20 protein-coding genes are annotated in these 19,294 nt (G+C 62.3%); 6 read left to right on the forward strand and 14 right to left on the reverse strand.

The annotated features are described in order from the left end of the window. Window positions 1-9: 9 nt before the first annotated feature. The gene (locus tag CSQ91_RS11750) at window positions 10-372 is read left to right on the forward strand and encodes a glyoxalase superfamily protein (RefSeq protein WP_070255437.1); all 363 of its coding nucleotides are present in this window, start codon (window positions 10-12) and stop codon (window positions 370-372) included. Between the two features lie 3 nt (window positions 373-375). Here the strand turns inward: CSQ91_RS11750 and CSQ91_RS11755 are convergent, their stop codons facing one another. After that, window positions 376-1,545 (reverse strand): mandelate racemase/muconate lactonizing enzyme family protein, encoded by a 1,170-nt coding sequence (locus CSQ91_RS11755; RefSeq protein ID WP_099388328.1) that lies wholly within the window; start codon window positions 1,543-1,545, stop codon window positions 376-378. 98 nt (window positions 1,546-1,643) lie between these two features. Between CSQ91_RS11755 and CSQ91_RS11760 the strand changes: the two genes are divergently transcribed. Further along, on the forward strand, window positions 1,644-2,564 hold the full coding sequence (locus CSQ91_RS11760) for a LysR family transcriptional regulator (protein ID WP_099388329.1): 921 nt from the start codon (window positions 1,644-1,646) through the stop codon (window positions 2,562-2,564). 42 nt (window positions 2,565-2,606) lie between these two features. Then, the gene (gene motA / locus CSQ91_RS11765; RefSeq protein WP_034779327.1) at window positions 2,607-3,470 is read left to right on the forward strand and encodes a flagellar motor stator protein MotA; all 864 of its coding nucleotides are present in this window, start codon (window positions 2,607-2,609) and stop codon (window positions 3,468-3,470) included. Window positions 3,471-3,497: 27 nt separating this feature from the next. Here the strand turns inward: motA and CSQ91_RS11770 are convergent, their stop codons facing one another. From CSQ91_RS11770 to CSQ91_RS11790, 5 genes are all read right to left on the reverse strand, one after another. Next, window positions 3,498-3,896: a VOC family protein gene (locus CSQ91_RS11770; RefSeq protein WP_099388330.1), complete on the reverse strand. Its 399-nt coding sequence runs from the start codon at window positions 3,894-3,896 to the stop codon at window positions 3,498-3,500. A gap of 139 nt (window positions 3,897-4,035) precedes the next feature. Beyond that, entirely contained in the window at window positions 4,036-5,502 is a 1,467-nt protein-coding gene (locus CSQ91_RS11775) for an aminotransferase-like domain-containing protein (RefSeq protein WP_099388331.1), read from the reverse strand. Between the two features lie 10 nt (window positions 5,503-5,512). Continuing rightward, a complete protein-coding gene (locus tag CSQ91_RS11780) occupies window positions 5,513-6,097 on the reverse strand; it encodes a LysE family translocator (RefSeq protein WP_099388332.1) in 585 nt (194 codons plus the stop codon). A gap of 242 nt (window positions 6,098-6,339) precedes the next feature. Beyond that, window positions 6,340-6,888, reverse strand: coding sequence for a GNAT family N-acetyltransferase (locus tag CSQ91_RS11785; protein ID WP_306508685.1), 549 nt, complete (start codon window positions 6,886-6,888; stop codon window positions 6,340-6,342). Window positions 6,889-6,898: 10 nt separating this feature from the next. Continuing rightward, entirely contained in the window at window positions 6,899-7,891 is a 993-nt protein-coding gene (locus tag CSQ91_RS11790; RefSeq protein ID WP_218963751.1) for an AraC family transcriptional regulator, read from the reverse strand. 62 nt (window positions 7,892-7,953) lie between these two features. On the opposite strand from CSQ91_RS11790, the gene CSQ91_RS11795 reads away from it, so the two are divergent. Beyond that, window positions 7,954-9,207, forward strand: a complete 1,254-nt coding sequence (locus tag CSQ91_RS11795; RefSeq protein WP_099388334.1) for an MFS transporter — start codon at window positions 7,954-7,956, stop codon at window positions 9,205-9,207. A gap of 129 nt (window positions 9,208-9,336) precedes the next feature. On the opposite strand, the gene CSQ91_RS11800 is transcribed toward CSQ91_RS11795, so the two are convergent. Then, complete coding sequence (locus CSQ91_RS11800) at window positions 9,337-11,154, reverse strand: DUF4153 domain-containing protein (RefSeq protein ID WP_099388680.1); 1,818 nt, start codon at window positions 11,152-11,154, stop codon at window positions 9,337-9,339. A gap of 101 nt (window positions 11,155-11,255) precedes the next feature. After that, window positions 11,256-11,693 (reverse strand): hypothetical protein, encoded by a 438-nt coding sequence (locus tag CSQ91_RS11805; protein WP_099388335.1) that lies wholly within the window; start codon window positions 11,691-11,693, stop codon window positions 11,256-11,258. Window positions 11,694-11,775: 82 nt separating this feature from the next. Here CSQ91_RS11805 and CSQ91_RS11810 point away from each other — a divergent pair, with 82 nt between their 5' ends. After that, a complete protein-coding gene (locus CSQ91_RS11810) occupies window positions 11,776-12,165 on the forward strand; it encodes a MerR family transcriptional regulator (protein ID WP_070282213.1) in 390 nt (129 codons plus the stop codon). Between the two features lie 58 nt (window positions 12,166-12,223). Here CSQ91_RS11810 and CSQ91_RS11815 read toward each other — a convergent pair whose 3' ends face one another. The 3 genes from CSQ91_RS11815 to CSQ91_RS11825 all read right to left on the reverse strand — a co-directional run bounded on the left by CSQ91_RS11815 (window position 12,224) and on the right by CSQ91_RS11825 (window position 14,780). Then, window positions 12,224-12,865, reverse strand: a complete 642-nt coding sequence (locus CSQ91_RS11815) for a choice-of-anchor C family PEP-CTERM protein (protein ID WP_099388336.1) — start codon at window positions 12,863-12,865, stop codon at window positions 12,224-12,226. A gap of 137 nt (window positions 12,866-13,002) precedes the next feature. Further along, on the reverse strand, window positions 13,003-13,497 hold the full coding sequence (gene rraA / locus CSQ91_RS11820; RefSeq protein WP_034779352.1) for a ribonuclease E activity regulator RraA: 495 nt from the start codon (window positions 13,495-13,497) through the stop codon (window positions 13,003-13,005). 32 nt (window positions 13,498-13,529) lie between these two features. Next, the gene (locus CSQ91_RS11825) at window positions 13,530-14,780 is read right to left on the reverse strand and encodes an MFS transporter (RefSeq protein ID WP_244517408.1); all 1,251 of its coding nucleotides are present in this window, start codon (window positions 14,778-14,780) and stop codon (window positions 13,530-13,532) included. Window positions 14,781-14,880: 100 nt separating this feature from the next. Between CSQ91_RS11825 and CSQ91_RS11830 the strand changes: the two genes are divergently transcribed. Further along, a complete protein-coding gene (locus CSQ91_RS11830; protein WP_070282210.1) occupies window positions 14,881-15,681 on the forward strand; it encodes an AraC family transcriptional regulator in 801 nt (266 codons plus the stop codon). A gap of 112 nt (window positions 15,682-15,793) precedes the next feature. Here the strand turns inward: CSQ91_RS11830 and fliD are convergent, their stop codons facing one another. From fliD to radA, 3 genes are all read right to left on the reverse strand, one after another. Further along, window positions 15,794-17,179 (reverse strand): flagellar filament capping protein FliD, encoded by a 1,386-nt coding sequence (gene fliD / locus CSQ91_RS11835; RefSeq protein ID WP_034779360.1) that lies wholly within the window; start codon window positions 17,177-17,179, stop codon window positions 15,794-15,796. A gap of 229 nt (window positions 17,180-17,408) precedes the next feature. Further along, the gene (locus CSQ91_RS11840) at window positions 17,409-17,729 is read right to left on the reverse strand and encodes a PilZ domain-containing protein (protein ID WP_071653418.1); all 321 of its coding nucleotides are present in this window, start codon (window positions 17,727-17,729) and stop codon (window positions 17,409-17,411) included. 131 nt (window positions 17,730-17,860) lie between these two features. Continuing rightward, entirely contained in the window at window positions 17,861-19,237 is a 1,377-nt protein-coding gene (radA, locus tag CSQ91_RS11845; protein WP_099388337.1) for a DNA repair protein RadA, read from the reverse strand. Window positions 19,238-19,294: the final 57 nt, after the last annotated feature.

The following is a 19,294-nucleotide window of genomic DNA, read 5'->3' on the forward strand; positions in this document are numbered from 1 at the left end:
AGGGCCGCCATGCAGCTGTCCCCCGCCATCCCCATCCTGCGCAGCTTTTCCGAAGAAAAAACGCGCGAGTTCTACCTCGGTTTTCTCGGTTTTACCCTGGACTGGGAACACCGCTTCGCGCCCACGGCGCCGCTGTACCTGCAGGTGACGCGCGGTGATCTCGTGCTGCATCTGTCCGAGCACTACGGCGACGCCACGCCAGGCACGGCGCTCTTGATCCCCGTCGACGACATCGCCGCCCTGCACGCGGAGCTGCAGGCAAAGGATTACCCGTATGCGCGGCCCGGCATCCGCGACGAGGACTGGGGCCGTATCCTGGAAGTGGCGGACCCGTTCGGCAACCGGCTGCGCTTCTGGCAAAGAACGCCATAGCGCTCACTGGCCGCTCAGGGCGCGCATTTCCGCATACAGGTTGGCCTTGCCCTCGAAGCCGATGCCGACCAGATCCGGCATGGTGATATGACCGTTTTCCACGCGCACGCCATCGGGAAAACCGCCGAACGGCTGGAACAGATCGGGATACGATTCATTGCCGCCCAGGCCCAGGCCGGCCGCGATATTCAAGGACATCTGGTGGCCGCCGTGCGGAATGCAGCGGCTGCGCGACCATCCGTGCTGGTGCAACATGTCCAGCGTGCGTAAATACTCCACCAGGCCGTAGCTGAGGGCGCAATCGAACTGCAGCCAGTCGCGGTCGGCGCGCATGCCGCCGTAGCGGATCAGATTACGCGCATCCTGCATGGAAAACAGGTTTTCGCCCGTCGCCATCGGCTTGTCGTAGTAGCTGCGCAAGGTCGATTGCAGCTCGAAGTCGAGCGGGTCGCCCGCCTCTTCATACCAGAACAGGTCGTACTGGCGCAGCGCCTTGGCGTAGGCGATCGAGGTGTCGAGGTCGAAGCGGCCGTTGGCATCCACGCACAGCTTTTGCCCATCCTGCAGCACCTCCATGATGGCGTCGATACGGCGCAAGTCTTCGTCCAGCGAAGCGCCGCCGATCTTTTTCTTGACCACCGTGTAGCCGCGGTCGATATAGCTGCGCATCTCATCCTGCAAGGCAGACAGGCTCTGGCCCGGGTAGTAATAGCCGCCGGCCGCATACACGAAGACTTTTTTGTCCGGCGCCCCCGTGCCGTGGCGCTCGGCCAGCAGCTGGAACAGCGGCTTGTTGTCGATCTTCGCCACGGCATCCCAGATGGCCATGTCGATGGTGCCGATGGCCACCGAACGTTCGCCGTGGCCGCCCGGCTTTTCATTCGTGTACATGCTATCCCACACCTTGTGCGGGTCGAGGTTGCTGCCATCCGCCGTGACGAGCGAAGCGGGATCGGCGTCGAGGATGCGGGGAATGAAGCGCTCGCGCATCAGCATGCCCTGGCCATAGCGGCCATTCGAATTGAAGCCATAGCCGACGACAGGCTTGCCGTCGCGCATCACATCCGTGACGACGGTCACCAGGCTTAACGTCATCTTGCTGAAATCGATGTAAGCGTTGCGGATGGGGGACGAGATAGGGATGGTCTTTTCCCGGATTTCAACGATTTTCATGCGGTTCTCCTGTAGTGAAAACAATGACGCCAGCTTAACCGCGATATGAAACCGTATAATCGATAGCAATTTAAACCATTCTTCACTTCAGGTTAATAATGAAAAGCGACGCCACGACGGAAATGGCTTTCTTTGTGCTGCTGGCCAAGCTGGGCAGCCTGTCGGCCACGGCGCGCGAGCTGGGCATCACGCCGCCCGCCGTCAGCAAGCGATTGGTGCTGATGGAGCAGCGCCTGGGGGTGCGCTTGCTGAACCGCAGCACGCGGCGCATCAGCCTGACGGGCGACGGCGAAAGCTATCTGCAGCAGGCGCGGCAAATCCTCGACGATATCCGCGCCATGGAAGAGTCCCTGGCCAGCGGCAGCGCGGAGCCACGCGGCTTGCTGCGCGTGAATGCCACGCTGGGTTTCGGGCGCACGGTGATCGCCCCCCTGCTGTCGCAATTTGCCCTGCGCCACCCGCAGCTGGAAGTGCAGCTGCAACTGACGGACAGCCCCATCAACCTGGTCGAGCAGGCGTACGACCTGGGCATCCGCTTCGGCGACTTGCCCGACACGCGCCTGTCGGCGCGGCGCATCATGTCGAACCGGCGTTTCCTGTGCGCCTCACCCGCCTACCTGCAGGCGCACGGCACGCCGCAGACCCCGGACGAGCTGGCGCAGCACCGCTGCATCGTGCACCGGCAAAACGACGACGCCTACGGCATCTGGCGCCTGAGTAAAGGCCGCGCCACGCACACGGTGAAGGTGCGCGGCACGGTGGCCAGCAATGATGGCGACGTGGTGCTGGGCTGGGCGCTGGACGGGCACGGCATCCTGCTGCGCTCGGAATGGGACCTGGCCCGCTACCTCGACAGCGGCCGCCTGCGCGTGGTGCTGGCCGACTACGCGCTGGCGCCGGCCGACCTGTACGCCTACTACCCGAGCCGGCACCAGCTGCCCGCCAAAGTGCGCGCTTTTATCAATTTTCTCATCCAGCAGTTGCAGCCGGAAGCGGCCACGGCGGCCAAATCAGGTTAAACTACAATATTGCGATATGGCAATATTATGAAGGAGTAGGTTTTGCTAGTCATACTCGGATTTCTCGTCGTGCTGTTTTCCGTCTTTGGCGGCTTCGCCATGCAGGGGGGCCACCTGGGCGCCCTGTTCCAGCCGCTGGAACTGCTGATGATCGGCGGCGCCGCGCTGGGCACCTTCTTTGTCGGCAACGACGCCAAGGCCATCCGCGCCACGTTCGCCGCCCTGCCCACCCTGTTCCACGGCTCGCAATACACGAAGGCGCGCTATATGGAACTGATGGGGCTGATGTATGAAATCCTCAGCAAGATCCGCAAGGAAGGCCTGATGTCGGTCGAAGACGATATCGACGACCCTTACCGCAGCCCCATCTTCGTGAAATACCCGTACACGCTCGGTGACGAGCACATCCTGGAATTCATCACCGACTACCTGCGTCTGATGGTGTCGGGCAATATGGATGCTTACCAGATCGAAAACCTGATGGATAACGAGATCGAGACGCACCATGAAGATGCGGAAATGCCGATCCAGACGATTTCGCAGCTGGCCGACGCCATGCCCGCCTTCGGCATCGTGGCCGCCGTGATGGGCGTGGTGCACACGATGGCCTCCGTCGGCTTGCCGCCGGCCGAGCTGGGCGTGCTGATCGCGCAGGCGCTGGTGGGCACCTTCATCGGCATCCTGCTGGCCTACGGATTCATCGCGCCGCTGGCCAGCTTGCTGCGCCGCAAGCACCATGAAACGGCAAAGATGTACCAATGCGTGAAAGTCACCTTGCTGGCCAGCCTGAACGGCTACGCTCCGGCGCTGGCCGTGGAATTCGGCCGCAAGGTCATTTCCGCCACGGAACGCCCCTCGTTCAGCGAACTGGAAAACCACGTGCGCCAGGTGCGCACGAAGAACTGATACGGCCTGTTCCGCTTGCTCGGCGCGTCAGGCTTCCGGCGCCGTCCAGACCAGGTTCCACAGGTGGCCATCGATATCCTCGAAGCCCTGGTCATACATGAAACCATGGTCCTCGGGCGGATGCGGTATGCGGCCACCTGCGGCCTTGGCCCTGGCGATCAGGCTGTCCACCTCTTCCCGGCTTTCGCAGCTGAGGCAAATGACGACTTCATTGGCTTCCTTCGCATTCGCCACCGGCTTGCCGATCAGCGACTGGAAAAAGGATTCGGTCGTCAGCATGGCCTGGATGCTGCCGTCGACGATATTCATGAAGGCCGCGTTTTCGCCGCTGAAGCGGGGATCGAAGGCAAAGCCGAGGGCGGAAAAGAAGGCCCTGGATTTCTCCAGGTCCTTCACGGGCAGGTTCAGGATGATCTGTTTGTTCATGGCGCTTCCCTGATAAAAGTGGAATGGGCAACCGGTGCGCCGTCCCGGTGAAGGGTGGCGGCACACCAAATTGACACGCTGGCGAAAAAAGAGCCCCTCCAGAATATCAACAAATGACAAGGAAAGGCGCAGACCATGCTCAGGACTTGCCGCCGATGCTGGCGGCGCGGCTGGCGCGGGCCAGGCTTGAGCGCGCGCCAGCCACCGCCCGCAGGCGTTCTTCCAGGTAGGCGCTCACGCGGGGATGCTGGCTGAAGGCGACGTTGAAGCGGATGTGCTGGTCGGGCGTGTCGTTGGCCGAGAACGCGGCGCCGCGCATCAGCAGGATCTTGTTGCGGTAGGCGTCCTGCACCAGCAAGTCCACGTCCAGCCCTTCGGGCATGCTGCCCCACAGGAAAATGCCGGCGTCGCCGGGCTGCTCGAACAGCACGCCGGCCGCGCTCAGTTGCCGCGTGCTGGCGTTGCGCGCCACCATGATCTTGCGTTGCAGCCGCTCCAGGTGCTTGCGCAGGTTGCCGGCCTTGAGCACTTCCAGCAAAACGTATTCGTTCAGCGCAGGCAGAGTCATGATGGCGTGGATCTTGGTGCGCATCAGCAGCTTGAGCAGGGCGGGCGCCGCGGCCAGGTAGCCCATGCGCAGGGCCGGGCTCAGCGCCTTGCACAGGCTCGAGTAATAGATCACGCCGTCCAGTCCGGAAAGCGATGCCAGCCGCGTGCTGTGGCCCTGCTGAAAATGCCCGTGCACGTCGTCTTCGGCGATCAGGAAGCCATGCTGCTGCGCCATGATCAGCACCTTGTGCAGGTTGGCGGCGCTGCTGCTCCACCCGGTGGGATTGTGCAAAGCCGTCTGCACGAACAGCAGGCGCGGACGGTGCGCGCGGCAGGCCGCTTCCAGTTCGTCCAGGTCGAGGCCATCGGGGCGGCGCTTGATGGGTACCAGGCGCACGCCGTCCTGGCGCAGCCTGCCGAACATCAGGAAGTATCCGGGGTCTTCCACCAGCACCGTATCGCCGGGCTGCAGAAACGTGCGGCAGATCAGATCGATTGCATGGGTGCCGCCGAAAGTGGTGAGGATGTGGCTGGCATCCGCAGCGATGCCGATGCCGCGCAACAGCAGCGCGATCTGCTCGCGCAGTTCGGCCAGCCCTTGCGGCGGACAGCGCGAGGCCATGCCGGCCGCGCTGCGCGCCAGACCGCGTTGCACGGCAGCCGCCGGCAGCGCGTCCTGCAGCCAGGTGGGCGGCAAGGCGCCGCTGCTGGCCAGCAGCACGCCCGGCCGCTGGTCGTTCACTTGCTGGCTCAGCCAAACCGGCTCCTGCTCCTGGCCCGCTTCCAGCGCCACCTCGTCGGGAATGGCGCGGCTGGCATCGCTTGGTGCGCAGACGAAGAAGCCCGTCGTGCCGTGCGTATCGATGACGCCTGCGGCCACCAGCCTGTCATACGCCACCACCACGGTGTTGGTGCTGACCGCGAGCTGCGTGGCAAGCTGGCGGATCGACGGCAGCCGGGTCCCGCCAGGCAAGACGCGTTGCGCGATCTGCAGGCGCAATGCGGCCTCGATCTGCTTGAACAGGGCGATGGGCGAGGAGCGGTCGATGGCGAACATGGGTGGCAGTCTAGCGTAAAAACATCAAGGCGAGGACCAGCAGGACGGCCCCCATCGCCAGATTGAATAGGCGCTGGTTGCGGGGCGCTTTCAGCACGCTGCGGATCGAGACGCCGAACAGCGCCCACATGGCGTTGCACGGCGTGCCCACCACGGTGCCGGTCACGGACACCAGCAGCGCGCTGGCCAGCATATTGCCCTGCGCAGGCATGAAGACCGACGCCATGGTGACCGCCTTGAGCCAGCTCTTGGGATTCAGCGCCTGAAACAGGGCCGCCTGCGCAAACGACACGGCCTTCGGTGCGCTGCTTCCCGCCACCGAGGCGCCGGCCAGCTTCCAGGCCAGGAATATCAGGTACAGCGCGCCCGCGATCCGCAGTAGCTGCTGCGCCACCGGATACGCGACGAACACGCTGCCCAGCCCCACGCACATGAGCACGGTCTGCACGAAGATGCCGGCCTGGATGCCGAGGATCACCGGCAGCGCACCGCGATAGCCGAAATTGGCGCCGGTGGTGGCCAGCATGACGTTGTTCGGCCCCGGCGTGGCGGACATCACAAAGCAATAGCTCATCAGGGGCAGCAGTTCGGTCATGGCAGGCAGTCGCAGCGTGGAGAAGGCCCCAGTCTAGAAGCGCGGCACGGCAGGGACAAGGCACAAGGCGACGCGTACAAACACATGCTGTATCAGTCGGACGACTGCTACAGCGGCGATACAGGCGGCCCTGCCCGGACAAACTCCACCGCAGGCGCGCAACGCAACTGGCGGATTGCCAATTGGGCTCATTGGCAGTTTCCGCCACAAAACGGAGGCTCATCTTTATTATAAATGGCGCTCTACATTTGCTCCGGGCGCTTGGTGTCCATTTCGCATGGACGAATGTAATAATTGTCAAAGTCTCCTTCCTCGATCAATGTAAATCCGTGGCGCACATAGAAACGGTTTGAGCCGCTACCGCGCAGGGCTCCCACTCGAACCGGCAAACCAAGAGCGTTTGCCTCTTCGATAATACGAGCGAGAACAACGGCCCCGATACCATTGCCCTGGTTGTCTGGATGAATATAGAGGTGGTCGAGCAGCATGGCCTTTGGTTGCTGTTTGAGAACAACAAAGCCGACCCGTTTGCCTTCTGTTTCAATATGGCGTGTGTGCTCCGGCAAGAAACCTGACAGAAACCTCTCTCTCGCTCGAACCGGATCGAATCTCCCCACCTGCATCAGGCTATCGCGCATCGCCTCAATGCGAAGTGCGACAAGTTCATCTGCGTCGCCTTCCTGCACCGGTGTAAACGTTACAAACGGTCTTTTCAATAACATATCAAAAATGAACCTTCCAGTGGCGAGGTTTGAAAAGTGGCGCACCAAATCAATATTTGCTCCCCGCAAGCTATTCTCCTCACAGCACGTCCCGATCGCGACCCGGCGGGCTGCCGATGACGCGCTTAAAAGCACGACTGAACGCCGCTTGAGATGTATAGCCAAGGCGTTGGGCAACGGCGTCGATGGACACTCTTTCATGAGTGAGCAATTGTTTAGCAAGACGCATCCGCAGTTCCGTGGCATACCTCAGGGGCGGCACCCCGATGGTGGTTTGAAAGCGTCGTGCGAAGACAGAACGAGAGACATGAGACTCCGCAGCCAACTGTGCAACTGTCCATTCCCGTCCTGGCTGGCGGTGCAGCGCCAATATGGCAAGAGCGAGGCGCGGATCACGCAATGCGGCGAGGAGACCGGAGGCGCTTTCACAACCGCATTCAATCCAGCCGCGCACGATCATTGCTGCCGCAACCTCTGCCAGTCGAGCCAGAATGCCTGCAAAGCCGATACGACCGGCGCAGATTTCACGCTTCATTGAATCCAGCACCGGCAGCAAGCCGGGATAACCCTGCGCTTGCGTGTCGGCCACCATGACGGTTGGCATCAACTTTCCGACCCCCTGCATCCCGCCGAGATCGAATTCCATGCAGCCGTAAAAAATAATTGCACTGGGCACGGAGGCCGTACTGGGACATGTGTCGACTCCGCTAACGGCTTCACCAAGGGGCGCGACATCGAACTTGTCGATGTCCTGAAATGCAACGCCCGCATCCGATAGCAGCTGGTGCCTCCTGCCGTGCGGCATGAACACCGCGCTACCGGCGGACAGCTCATGCAACTCGCCATCATCCGTACATAGGTAGGCAGTACCAACAGCCACGAAGTGGAAGTAGGCGTGGCCTGGCTTGTCTTCAAAGCCTATGCCGAAAGCTGGACCGGTCTGAATGCGGCGGTACTGGACGCCACGCAGGCGCATCCCCATCAACAGTTCACTGACGAGACTTGAGGACAGGAAAACTTGATTCTTCTTGGTCATTTCAGGAGTTTCGATCAAAACATCAAGACTTGTCATCATAGATCATCCTGGACTTTCCCTCTAGACTTTCGACTCTGATCGTTTTAGGAATGTTAGAGATGAACAATGATGTTTTGGGTAACGGGCAAACGCCCAACGCGAGCGATGCGTCTGTTGCAGAGCCAGCGGCAGCAGCATGGATGGCAGTGTTTTCACTGGCAATGGGCGTTTTCGGCCTCCTGACGGCGGAGTACCTGCCAGCCAGCCTATTGACCCCGATGGCCTTCGATCTTGGTGTGTCGGAGGCGCTGGCTGGTCAGGCAGTGACGGTGACGGCCGTCGTGGCCATGGTCGCCGGGCTTTCAGTGCCACGCCTGACGCGCAGTTTTGACCGACGTGTCGTCTTGTTAGCTTTCACAGTGCTGATGATCGCGTCGAACTTGCTGGTGGCGTTATCGTCAAGCCTGACCGTTTTGTTGGTGATGCGCATTCTGCTGGGCGTTGCCTTGGGAGGCTTTTGGAGTATGGCCGCAGCCGTGGCTATGCGACTGGTGCCAGCAAAGTCAGTGCCGCGAGCGCTATCCATAATCTTCAGCGGTATCGCCATCGGGACGGTTGTTTCCGTACCGTTGGGCAGCTACTTGGGGGGGATATATGGCTGGCGCAGTGCATTTATAGCAGCCGCAGCTGTCGGAGGGCTAACACTGTTGTTTCAATTGTTCACACTGCCCCGTATGGCACCGCGCACGATGATGCGTACCCCGTCTGTACTGGCACTGCTGCGTCGCCCGGGGATCGGGATCGGGATGCTGGGCTGTGTACTTGCCCATACGGGGCAATACGCATTGTTCACCTATATTCGCCCCGCGCTTGAAAGCGTTGCCCATATTGATGTAAACAGTTTGTCTCTGATGCTCCTGGGTTTTGGTGTCGCCAACTTCATTGGCACGCTGCTGGCCGGCTGGCTAATGGAGCGTAGCCTGCATGCTACTTTAGTGAGCATGCCTGCGCTGGTGGGCTTGGCGGCATTCGGCATGATTTTACTGCCAGTCCAGGGAACCGGCCTGATGCTTTTGGTGGCCCTCTGGGGCTTGGCGTTCGGCGGCGTACCTGTCGCCTGGTCCAACTGGGTAGCTCGTGCCGTTCCGGATCAAGCGGAGACGGCTGGCGGCATGGTCGTCGCTGCGGTGCAATCCTCAATAGCTGCCGGCGCGGCATTGGGTGGCATGATGTTCGGGTTTGGTGGCGTCACAGGCGTTTTCATTATTGCTGGCGTTGTGATGCTGTTCGCTTCTCTCCTCATCGCTTTCAGAGTTCAAGTCGAACTGCCACAGGAAGACGCGACACTACCCGACACCGGCTCAACGATTTGAACAGTGTGTTGCGTTGAGCGATTGAATCCGCAGCCGCTACCGGGCAGTCTGCAGATTCAGTGCACGAAGTTGCTGCCTTCGGAACCAGCAAGAGGCTTGGTCCCGTGCGCCAAGTCCTCTCACTGCCATTTACGGAGTCGGCGCCGTCTCATCGGGGCAGCTGACCTCGTCCTCTGGCGTATATAAAGTCATCGGCACGCGCTGGCCGTCGACTTCCAGTTCGCGCACTTTCGGCGGCACCAGCTGGAATTCGCCCGCCTGCAGCTTCTCGCGCAGGGGCTTGCAGCGCAGGGCATCCGTGGGGATTTGCCCGCGCGCCGACCAGCTGCCGTCTTCCTTTTCCGCGAGCAACACCGACGAGGCGCGCGGGTCATTGCTGATCAGCAGTACGTCCTGCTTGCCATCGCCATCGAAATCGAGCAGATACGCGTCGCACTGCGGCCCTGCCCGCTTCAAGCAGGCGGGCAGGCGCCAGGCCGGGCTCACTTGCGTCCAATCCTGGCGCAGGAAACTCTCCGGCAACTTCGCCGTGGCCGGGCGCAGGGTCAGGTTGATCGACACGTCGCTCAGCGCGCCCGTCTCGTCGAGGCGGTTCTGGCGCTTGAGCATGGCGTCGGCGCGAGCCCGCACGATGGCCGCGTCAGGCCCCGTCGTGCGTTTGCTCAATTCCTGCAAGGCCGCTTGGCCATAACGGGCGCCCTGGAAGCGCAGGTATTCGAAATCGAACTTGTCCACGCCAACTTTGCCGCTGTTCAGGCGCGCCATCTGGCTGGCCACGGAAATGCGCGCCGGGTCCGCCAGCGGCGAGAACAGGGCAAACAGCACCAGCAGGGTGACGCCGGCGGTGGCCACGTTGACGTTGGCGATCAGGTGCAGCCAGTCGCCATACTTGCTGGCCGCCCAGGCATAGCCGGCGGCGTAGCAGGTGGCGACCAGCAGGCAGGCGGCCGCGATCAGGCGGTCGGACGTCCAGCCGTGCGACATCACGCGCAAGGTCAGCGCATAGATGGCGATGCCCACCACCCACGGCAGCAGCAGGCAGGCCAGGCGCGTGCCCAGGCGGATGCCGCGCGCCACGCCATGGCCCACTTCGCCATTCTGGAAGGCTGCATTGATCAGCACCACCAGCACGCCGGCCATGCCCAGCAGCACGGATGCAGCGTGGCGCGTGGCCCACAGGCGCTCGAAGCCGATGAATGGCAAGGTCAGCAGGAAGCCGGAGACCAGCACGGCGGCGATCGGCATCAGCCACGACAGCAGCACCAGCAGCAAGGTGCGGATGCCGCGCACGATGGATGGGCGCACGTCCGTGATATGGATGGCAAACGAAAACGCGAAGCAGATGACGGGAATCACGAACCAGGCCTGGCCCAGCAGTTTTTTCAGGAAACTCAGCTTGATGAGCAGGAACAGCTGCCCACCCAGCCACAGCACCAGCCACAGGCCCAGCACGAACAGCAGGGAAAACAGCAACTGGATGCCGAGCTTCCAGGCGATTTCAAAGTAGGTGGGATAGCGGGCGATGCGCTGGCCATCCTGGGCGCTGGCCAGCACCAGCGCGTGGGCGATATAGAAGCCCACCACGCAAAAACCGAACAGCTGGGCGGAAATGACGCGCAGGGGCGCGCCCGGCTTGTAGTTGCCCCAGATTACGTGCTCGGCGCCGCGCGCCACGTCATGCCAGGCCAGCACGGCCAGCACGACGGCGGCGCCCGCCATCCACAGCACGATGCGCTTCGCCGACATATGGCCCAGGCTGGATACCAGCAGGATCGGTAACAGCAAGCTGATCAGCATCAACGGACCCAGCAGATAGGCTTCCGTGGCGGGCCACACCTTGTCCTGGGCCGTGCTGTACAGCCAGTACAGCAGCAAGCCTTGCAGCAGGCCCGTCACCAGGCGCGTCACCGCGATGCGCGGCGCCACCACCGGATCGAGTAACGCCATGTTTTTTCCAGCCGCATCCTGCTGCATATTCATTCCCTTAGAGTCGTTCATTGCAGTCATTGTTGCACTGCGAGCACGGCCATTATTGCATTTCGTTATCGTCATCTCAACAGCGATTCGCGTGGATGCCCTTCCCGCCCACCTTCGCTGCGGCGCAATGGCAAGCTTTGCGCGAGGCCCCAGGCCAGTTCCGGCACGAGGAACAGCCACAGCAGGGGCTGGCCCGTCACCAGCAAGGCCCACGCCATCCAGGTGGAAAACAGGTAGCGGGCCACCGCGTCGTAGCGGCCGAAGCGCGGCTGCGGATCGAGCATGCGCAGCACCGACCAGACCATCACCACGCTGCCCATCATGCTGCTGATGAGCAAATGCAAGGGTTCGAACACTGGCAGTGGCGCGCCGCCCAGGGCCAGGTTGAGGGCGTTCAAGTGCTCGCGCATGAGCAGGAACGTCCACGGCGTGACAAACGCGGCCGTCATAAGGACATCGTAAATGGCGCTGGCGCGCACCAGGCGGCGGAAAGCAACAACAGATAACATGGGAACTCCTGTGTATGGAAAGCGCCCATTCTCAAGGCTGGAGTACACTCCATGGTCAAGCATTTTATGAAGGAATATTTCCATGCAGATCGGCGAGATGGCGCAGGCGACGGGCTTGAGCCGCGATACCCTGCGCTTCTATGAAAAGCGGGGCTTGCTGCGCGCGCGGCGCGGCGCGAATGGCTACCGCGACTATCCGCCCGAGGCGGCGGACTGGCTGCGTTACCTGCGCACGGCGCAGCAGCTGGGTTTTACGCTGGCGGAAATCGAGGCCGACATGCCGCTGCTGGCCGGCGCAGGCGATCCGGCCATGGCGGACCTGCTGCGCGCGGCGCTGGCGCGCAAGCTGGCCGACATCGATGCGCGCATCGCCGGCTTGACGCAGCTGCGCGGCGAACTGGCGCGGCGGATGGAGCCACAGGCGGCCGCCTGTCCGTTGCGGGGGGATGCCGATGCAGCAACAGCCCCCTGAAAAACAAAAAACCGCCTGTGCAATGCAGCAGGCGGTCTGACGTGGGGCGGAGCCGGGATTACCTGGCGGCCTTGCGGCGGCGCAGGAAACCCATCAGGCCCAGGCCGGCCAGCAGCATGGCATAGGTTTCCGGTTCCGGCACGGCGGCCATCACGGAAACATTGTCGATCACGGCGCCCGAGTAATTGTCGAACGGCGTACCGGCCTTGGCGGCGCTGGCAAACGACAGGGTCGCCAGGCCGGTGGCAGCGGCCGTGAAGCTCAGCGTGTTGCTGTACAAGGTATTCGAGGCTGCAGCGGTCGAATAGAAATCCCCGGCCACGCCGCCGAAATTGACGCTCACGCCCTGGCCTGCCGGGCCGCCGGAATTGCGCGCCATGTCAAAGCTCAGGTTATATGTCTGGCCGGCAACGACACTGAAATTTTGCGACAGGAAACCCGGACCTGGCGTACCCAGCAAATCGATGCTGTAGCCATCGATGGCGTTATACGCATTGCGGATCAGGTCGACGGAACTGGCACCCACGGTCCAGCCCGTGATGCCCGACGAACCGCTGTTGACGACTTTAAAGCCGCTGTCGAAGGCGTAACCGGAAGCGACCGTTTCAAAATTGCCATTCGCGATCAGGTTGACGGGGCTGGCGCTGGCGCTGCCGGCGACGAACAGGGCGGCAACTGCGGCGATGGTGGCGATTTTCATGATCTGATTTCCTTACTTTGTTGACATTAAAGTTACCTTAAGTGAAATCATATCCCAGCCATGATGAAAATCAAAGAACTTTGCAAAAATATATTTAATGTAGACAATTTGCAACGTATCTTCCGGAGAGTAATGCCTCAATCAAGCTCCTGGCGCGCCACCAGGATACCGTCCGCATCGGCGTAGATCCAGTCGCCCGGATGCACGGCCACGCCGCTGATCTGCACGCGCACGTCGCGCTGGCCGGCGCCCGTCTTGTTGCTCTTGCGCGGGTGCGTGGCCAGGGCGCGCACGCCGATCTGGCAGACATTGATTTCCTCGCTGTCGCGGATGCAGCCATCGACGACGATGCCGGCCCAGCCGTTGCTTTCGGCCAGCACACCCAGCTGGCCGCCCACCAGCGCGCGGCGCAGGCTGCCGCCGCCATCGATCACCAGCACATGGCCGTGGCCCGGCGTTTCCAGGGTGCTGCGCACGAGCGCGTTGTCTTCGAACACGTGCAAGGTGGTGGCGGGGCCGCTGAAACGCACGCGCTGGCCAAAGGCGCGGTACACGGGCGGCAGCACGGCCAGGGTGCCATCATCCAGCATGGCTGCATAGTCGTCGCACAGGTCGGTGGTGGCAAAGGTCATGGGAGTTCCTTGAGTGGCAGATGGCAACGATTCTATGCCTTTTGCAGCGCCGCCGCGCGGGTTTTGCCGCCCACGCCCACGGCCGTGGCAATCGCCAGCGCCTGGAACACGCCGATGAAGACAAACAGCAGGGCCGGATGGTTGCCATCCATCAGCGCGCCAAAGAACAGGGGACCGACGGCCAGGCCGCTGTCGAGGCCCGAATACACGACGCCATACACGCGCCCGGTGGCATTCTTCGGCGCTGCCGCGCGTATCATCAGGTCGCGCGATGGCCCCGCCACGCCCGACATCAAGCCGATGGCGCCCATCAGCGCCACCGCGCCCCAGGCCGGCACGACGGCCATGGCCAGCAGCACGGCCAGCAGCGCGGCGGCGGAAAAGGCGATGGCGACGTTACGGTCCGGCTGCTTGCTGCGCGCGCCCACCACGCCGCCGGCCAGCATGCCCACGGCCGAGGCCAGCATATAGGCCGTGTAGGCACTGGTGGCCAGCGCCAGGCTCATGCCGTACAGCTTGACGAGGGCCACGCTGGCAAAGCTCTGGATGCCGCCCAGGGCGATGGCCGTAATGAAGAAGAAGGCAAAGCACATCCACACGGCTGGCAAACGCAGAAAGTCCAGCGTGCCTTCGCCGCCGGCCGCCTGGCCTGGCGCAGCCATTTTCACGGGCTCGGGGCGGATGGCGTGGCGGTTCAGGAACAGGATCAGCAGCACGCCAAACGGCAGCACGGCCGCGCATTGCAGCGCCACTCGCCAGTCATAATGGGTGGCAACATACGTCATGAACAGGGGCGCCAGGGCCCAGCCGATGTTGCCGCTGATGCCATGCACGGAAAAGCCGTAGGCCACGCGGGCCGCCGAGACGCGCTGGTTGAGGATCGTGTAGTCGGCTGGATGAAACACGCTGTTGCCCATACCGGCCAGCATGGCGCCCAGCATCAGCGCCGCATAGCTGTGCGCGGTCGACAGGGCCAGCGCCGACACGCCCAGCAAGAAGATGCCAGAAAACAACACGGCGCGGGCGCCAAAACGGTCGACGACAAAGCCGGCCAGCGCCTGCCCCACGCCCGAGATGATGAAGAACACCGTCATCAGCAGGCCCAGCTCCGCATACGACAGGTCGAATGCCGGTTTCAGCCAGACGAACAGGGCCGCGAGGATCAGATGGTAGAAGTGCGACACGCCATGCGCCAGCCCCACCAGGGCGATGACGCGCGCATCGTTGCGCAGAGTTGGCGGTGAGTGCGGTGGCAAGTCCATTGCCGAGTTAGTTGTTATCATGTCATACCCTGTCTTATACTGGTGAAGCTCAAGTGTATGCAAAATACCATCGTCTGTTTTCCGACAGAACGACATAATTTATCGAATTAAGGCCAAGCTGATGGGTGTACCTATCCTCCACCATACCCGCATGTGTCCGCCACGGGAAGCGCCCAGCGCGACCATCCCCGTGACGATGGTCGCGCGCGACCTGCAAACCGATGAATTTCTCTTGCCGCACAGCCATCCATGGGGTCAGGTGACCATGGCGCTCGAAGGCGTGCTGCGCATCACCGCCAACAACAGCAGCTGGGTGCTGCCGCCCATGCGCGCCATCTGGATCGCGCCCAACGTGGAGCATGCCGTCACGATACTGGAAAAAACCCGCTTGCGCCCCCTGTGCATCCATGCCGCGCGCGCGCCATTCGCGGGCCGCGACTGCAAGGTGCTGGAAGTGTCGAATCTGCTGCGCCAGCTGATCATGGCGCTGGAACAGCTGGATCCGGGCCAGGAACCGGCGCGCGAGGCGCTGCTGGCCGAGCTGATCCTTGATGAGTTGAAACGCTCGGCCACGCGCCCCATCCGCGTGCCCTTGCCCAGCGACAAGCGCCTGAAAACCCTGTGCGACAGCCTGATCGAGAAACCGGGTTCGCACCAGACCCTGGAACACTGGGCGCAGCAAGTCGGCGCCTCGGAGCGTACCCTGGCGCGGCTGTTCGAACGGGAATTGGGCATGAGTTTTGGCCAGTGGCGCCAGCAAGTGCGCCTGGCGCACGCGGCGCCCCTGATCGCGCGCGGCGTGCCGCTGTCGCAAGTGGCCGAAGAGCTGGGCTATGCCAGCCAGTCGGCCTTTTCCGCCATGTTCAAGAAGACCTTCGGCAGCTCGCCGTCAGCCTTCTTTGCCCAGGGCGACAGAATCTAGCCAACTGGAAAGCGCGCCGATACAGCGCTCAGGGCAAGGCGCAGCGCCGCAGGCAGTACGCTGGTACGGCAAGGCGATGCAACGCCGCCATGGGCGCTTTAGCGGTGCGCTCTTAAGCCATGAAGTCGAACAAGGAATTCTTGCCAGTATAGCCCGGCAAGGCCGAGTTCGTTCCCATCTGTTCCTGGGCCGAATATGCTTTCACCAGCGCCTGCGCCTGGGCCGTCAGCGCCTTGGCCAGCACGGCTTTCTTGTTGGTGAGCGTCGTGATGTCCTTGCCGACCGTCTGCACTTCCTTGCGTATGATGCTCGTTTCACCCGTCAGCTCGCCGATCTTGCTGGCGAACTGGTCCGCCACGCCCTTGCCGTTATTGGTGAACATCTTGCTGACGGCGTCCGGATCGGCCGCGATGGCGGCCTTCAGCTTTTTATCGTCCAGCACCAGCTCGCCGCTCTTGCCCAGGGTCACGCCGGCACTGCCCAGCACCGACGATGGCACACCCGTGCTGGCCGTGCGCAGCACCTGCTCCATCTGCGAACGCACCTGGCCCAGGGCCGTGTCGGACTTCAAATCGCCCTGCTGCAGACTCTGCAGCTTGCTGTTGAGTTCATTGTAGGCCGTGACGAAGCTGGCCACATTGCTGGCGATCTGGCTGCTGTCCTTGGCGATGACGAGGTCCGTCGTGCCTTTTTTCTTCAATTCGATGGTGGCGCCCTCGACGGCCGTCGTCAGGGTATTCGTGGCGCTCTTGATTTCCTTGCCGTCAACGGTCAGCAGCGCGTCCTGCGCGGCGGCCGTCTGCTGCATGCCCTTGCCGGCGCCGGGCGCATAGCTGAGCAAATTACTGACGGCCGCGTCGCCAGCCACGCTGATGCGCATGCTGCTGTCGGCGCCGCTCTTGCCGTTCAAGGCCAGCGAGTAGCCATCGGGGCCCTTGACCACGCTGGCGTCGATACCCTGCTGCTTGAGCGCGGCGGCGATGCCGTCGAGGCTATTGTTGCTGCTGTCAATCGTCAGCGAAATGATCTTGCCGCTGCCTGGCGTAAATTGCTTGCCGTCGGCCGAGCCCACTTCGATCTTCACCAGCGCGGGCGCGCCCGTGCCGATCGCCGCGCTCGAGGATTTCTGCGCGCCGCTGAGCAAAGTCTGTCCCTGCGCCAGTTGCTTGACGTTCAGTTCATGGCTGCCGCTGGCGGCCTTGTCGGTGGTGGTGGCGCTCAGCACATCCTTGCTGCTGGACGTGGCCGACGTGGCCAGGCCGCTGCCGGCCATGTTCTTGGCCACGGTCTGAAATTTCGCCAGCGCCGATTGCAGCTGGCCCAGGCCCGAGAACTTGGCCTGGTCGCGCGCCAGGCTGGCGTTGAGCTTGACGACGCCCGTGTTTTGCGACTGCATCTGGCGCTCCACCTTCGCATACACATCGGCCGAGATATTGCCCTGCGTCGTCTGCTGCGTATTGTTGGTGTAGGCCCTGCTGTTGATGGTCGAATTAAACATGGTAGGCGTTCCCGTCGGATGTAAGGTCATGGCGCACGGTTCAGGTCGTGACCGTGCTGCGCGAAAGACGGACGGCAGGCGCGCGTGACGCGGCAAGGCCCCTCTTCTGGTTGATAATTATGCAGTATTACTGGAATATCAAAACAGCGAACAGAACAGGTTTTTCCTGACTGCAAACCCATATGCACCATTTTAGCGCAGTTCACCTGCAGCACCCTCCCGGCTTGCCTCAGCGCATGAATTTCGAGATGGCGCTGCTGACGGCCATGTCCAACTGCAGGAAAGTGAGTCCCACCTTGAAACCTGCGCTGCTGAAAATGCAGTGCGAGACGGACACGCGCGCCTCGATGATGTGCGCTGCGCCATCGTAAAACAATTCGAACAGCACCTTGCCCTTCTTGCCTGTCGGCACCGGTTCCGCGATGACGGCCGCCATCCCGCCCGGCCCCACATCGAGGGTGCGCGCCGCCACGGGGCCCGCGCCATCCATTACCAACATCGCCTTGGCACGCAATATCTTGCGTGCGCCCTGCCTTTGCTCAACTGACACTGTATTCCGCTTCTCTATCAATTCATTGTCGATGCGGATTCATGGGGAGAATCCATCGGACAAATATTATAGTTCTAAACGGAAATTCTGTTTGACTTGTCTCAAGCTTGGCATTTAAACCATACCAACTTTTACTCGTGGTCGCGCAGCTTGTTGAACGCTTCGTCGATACGCTCGACGCCGATGACCTTGAGGCCTTCGATGACTTGCTTGGGCAAGTTCGACTTGGGCACCACGGCCAGGGTAAAGCCCAGCTTGGCCGCTTCGCGCAAGCGCTCCTGGCCCCGTGGTGCGGGGCGGATCTCACCGGCCAGCCCCACTTCGCCAAACACCACGAGTCCCCGTGGCAGCGGCTTGTTGCGCATCGACGAGTTAATCGCCAGCAACACGGCCAGGTCGGCCGCCGGTTCCGTAATTTTGACACCGCCGACGGCGTTGATAAACACATCCTGGTCGAAGGCGGCGATGCCCGCATGGCGGTGCGCCACGGCCAGCAGCATGGCCAGGCGATTCTGCTCCAGGCCGACGGACAGGCGGCGCGCGTTGGGCAAGTGGCTCGTGTCAACGAGGGCCTGGATTTCCACCAGCAGCGGGCGCGTGCCTTCCTGCGTCACCATCACACAGGAACCGGGCACCTGATTGTCGTGCTGCGACAGGAACAGGGCGGACGGGTTCGATACTCCCTTCAGGCCCTTTTCCGTCATGGCGAACACGCCCAGCTCATTGACGGCGCCGAAACGGTTCTTGATGGCGCGCACCAGGCGGAAGCTGGAGTGCGCGTCACCCTCGAAATACAGCACCGTGTCGACAATATGCTCGAGCACGCGGGGACCCGCCAGCGCGCCCTCTTTCGTCACGTGGCCGACCAGAATGATGGTCACGCCCGTCTGCTTGGCCGCGCGCGTCAGCTGGGCCGCGCATTCGCGCACTTGCGCCACGGAACCGGGAGCCGAGCTGAGCGCGTCCGAATACACGGTCTGGATCGAGTCGATGACCACCACTTCCGGCTTCAGGTCGTTCAAGGTGGCCAGGATCTTTTCCAGCTGGATCTCCGCCTGCAGTTTGAGTTCCTTGGCGTCGATGACGAGGCGCTTGGCGCGCAGGGCGATCTGCGCGCCCGATTCCTCGCCACTGACGTACAGCACGCGCTTGTGGTGCGACATGTTGGCCAGCGCCTGCAGCAGCAGGGTCGACTTGCCGATGCCGGGGTCGCCGCCGATCAGCACGACGCCGCCCGCCACCATGCCGCCGCCCAGCACGCGGTCGAATTCCTCGATGCCCGTGCCGAAGCGGGGCACGTCGATGGCGTCGATATCATCGAGCGACAGCACGGGCGCCGTCTGCGCCAGCGACATGTGCTGCGGATTCGAATAGCGGTTGTTGCCGCCCGTCTCGGGCAGGGTTTCCACCATGGTGTTCCACTGGTTGCACGAGGTGCATTGCCCCATCCATTTGTTGCTGATGGCGCCGCAATCGCTGCAGGTGTAGATGGTCTTGACTTTTGCCATGGTGTACTTTGCCCGGGTAAGGTGAAACTGCTGTCTATATATACAGTATATACAAAC

The sequence above is a fragment of the Janthinobacterium sp. BJB301 genome (assembly GCF_002735685.1).
In the GTDB taxonomy this organism is placed as follows: domain Bacteria; phylum Pseudomonadota; class Gammaproteobacteria; order Burkholderiales; family Burkholderiaceae_D; genus Janthinobacterium; species Janthinobacterium lividum.

Coding starts and splice junctions, on each gene's coding strand:
- CSQ91_RS11750 (WP_070255437.1), top strand. CDS start 10: ATGCAGCTGTCCCCCGCCATCCCCATCCTGCGCAGCTTTTCCGAAGAA.
- CSQ91_RS11755 (WP_099388328.1), bottom strand. CDS start 1,545: ATGAAAATCGTTGAAATCCGGGAAAAGACCATCCCTATCTCGTCCCCC.
- CSQ91_RS11760 (WP_099388329.1), top strand. CDS start 1,644: ATGAAAAGCGACGCCACGACGGAAATGGCTTTCTTTGTGCTGCTGGCC.
- CSQ91_RS11770 (WP_099388330.1), bottom strand. CDS start 3,896: ATGAACAAACAGATCATCCTGAACCTGCCCGTGAAGGACCTGGAGAAA.
- CSQ91_RS11775 (WP_099388331.1), bottom strand. CDS start 5,502: ATGTTCGCCATCGACCGCTCCTCGCCCATCGCCCTGTTCAAGCAGATC.
- CSQ91_RS11780 (WP_099388332.1), bottom strand. CDS start 6,097: ATGACCGAACTGCTGCCCCTGATGAGCTATTGCTTTGTGATGTCCGCC.
- CSQ91_RS11790 (WP_218963751.1), bottom strand. CDS start 7,891: ATGACAAGTCTTGATGTTTTGATCGAAACTCCTGAAATGACCAAGAAG.
- CSQ91_RS11795 (WP_099388334.1), top strand. CDS start 7,954: ATGAACAATGATGTTTTGGGTAACGGGCAAACGCCCAACGCGAGCGAT.
- CSQ91_RS11800 (WP_099388680.1), bottom strand. CDS start 11,154: ATGGCGTTACTCGATCCGGTGGTGGCGCCGCGCATCGCGGTGACGCGC.
- CSQ91_RS11805 (WP_099388335.1), bottom strand. CDS start 11,693: ATGTTATCTGTTGTTGCTTTCCGCCGCCTGGTGCGCGCCAGCGCCATT.
- CSQ91_RS11810 (WP_070282213.1), top strand. CDS start 11,776: ATGCAGATCGGCGAGATGGCGCAGGCGACGGGCTTGAGCCGCGATACC.
- CSQ91_RS11815 (WP_099388336.1), bottom strand. CDS start 12,865: ATGAAAATCGCCACCATCGCCGCAGTTGCCGCCCTGTTCGTCGCCGGC.
- rraA (WP_034779352.1), bottom strand. CDS start 13,497: ATGACCTTTGCCACCACCGACCTGTGCGACGACTATGCAGCCATGCTG.
- CSQ91_RS11825 (WP_244517408.1), bottom strand. CDS start 14,780: ATGATAACAACTAACTCGGCAATGGACTTGCCACCGCACTCACCGCCA.
- CSQ91_RS11830 (WP_070282210.1), top strand. CDS start 14,881: ATGGGTGTACCTATCCTCCACCATACCCGCATGTGTCCGCCACGGGAA.
- fliD (WP_034779360.1), bottom strand. CDS start 17,179: ATGTTTAATTCGACCATCAACAGCAGGGCCTACACCAACAATACGCAG.
- radA (WP_099388337.1), bottom strand. CDS start 19,237: ATGGCAAAAGTCAAGACCATCTACACCTGCAGCGATTGCGGCGCCATC.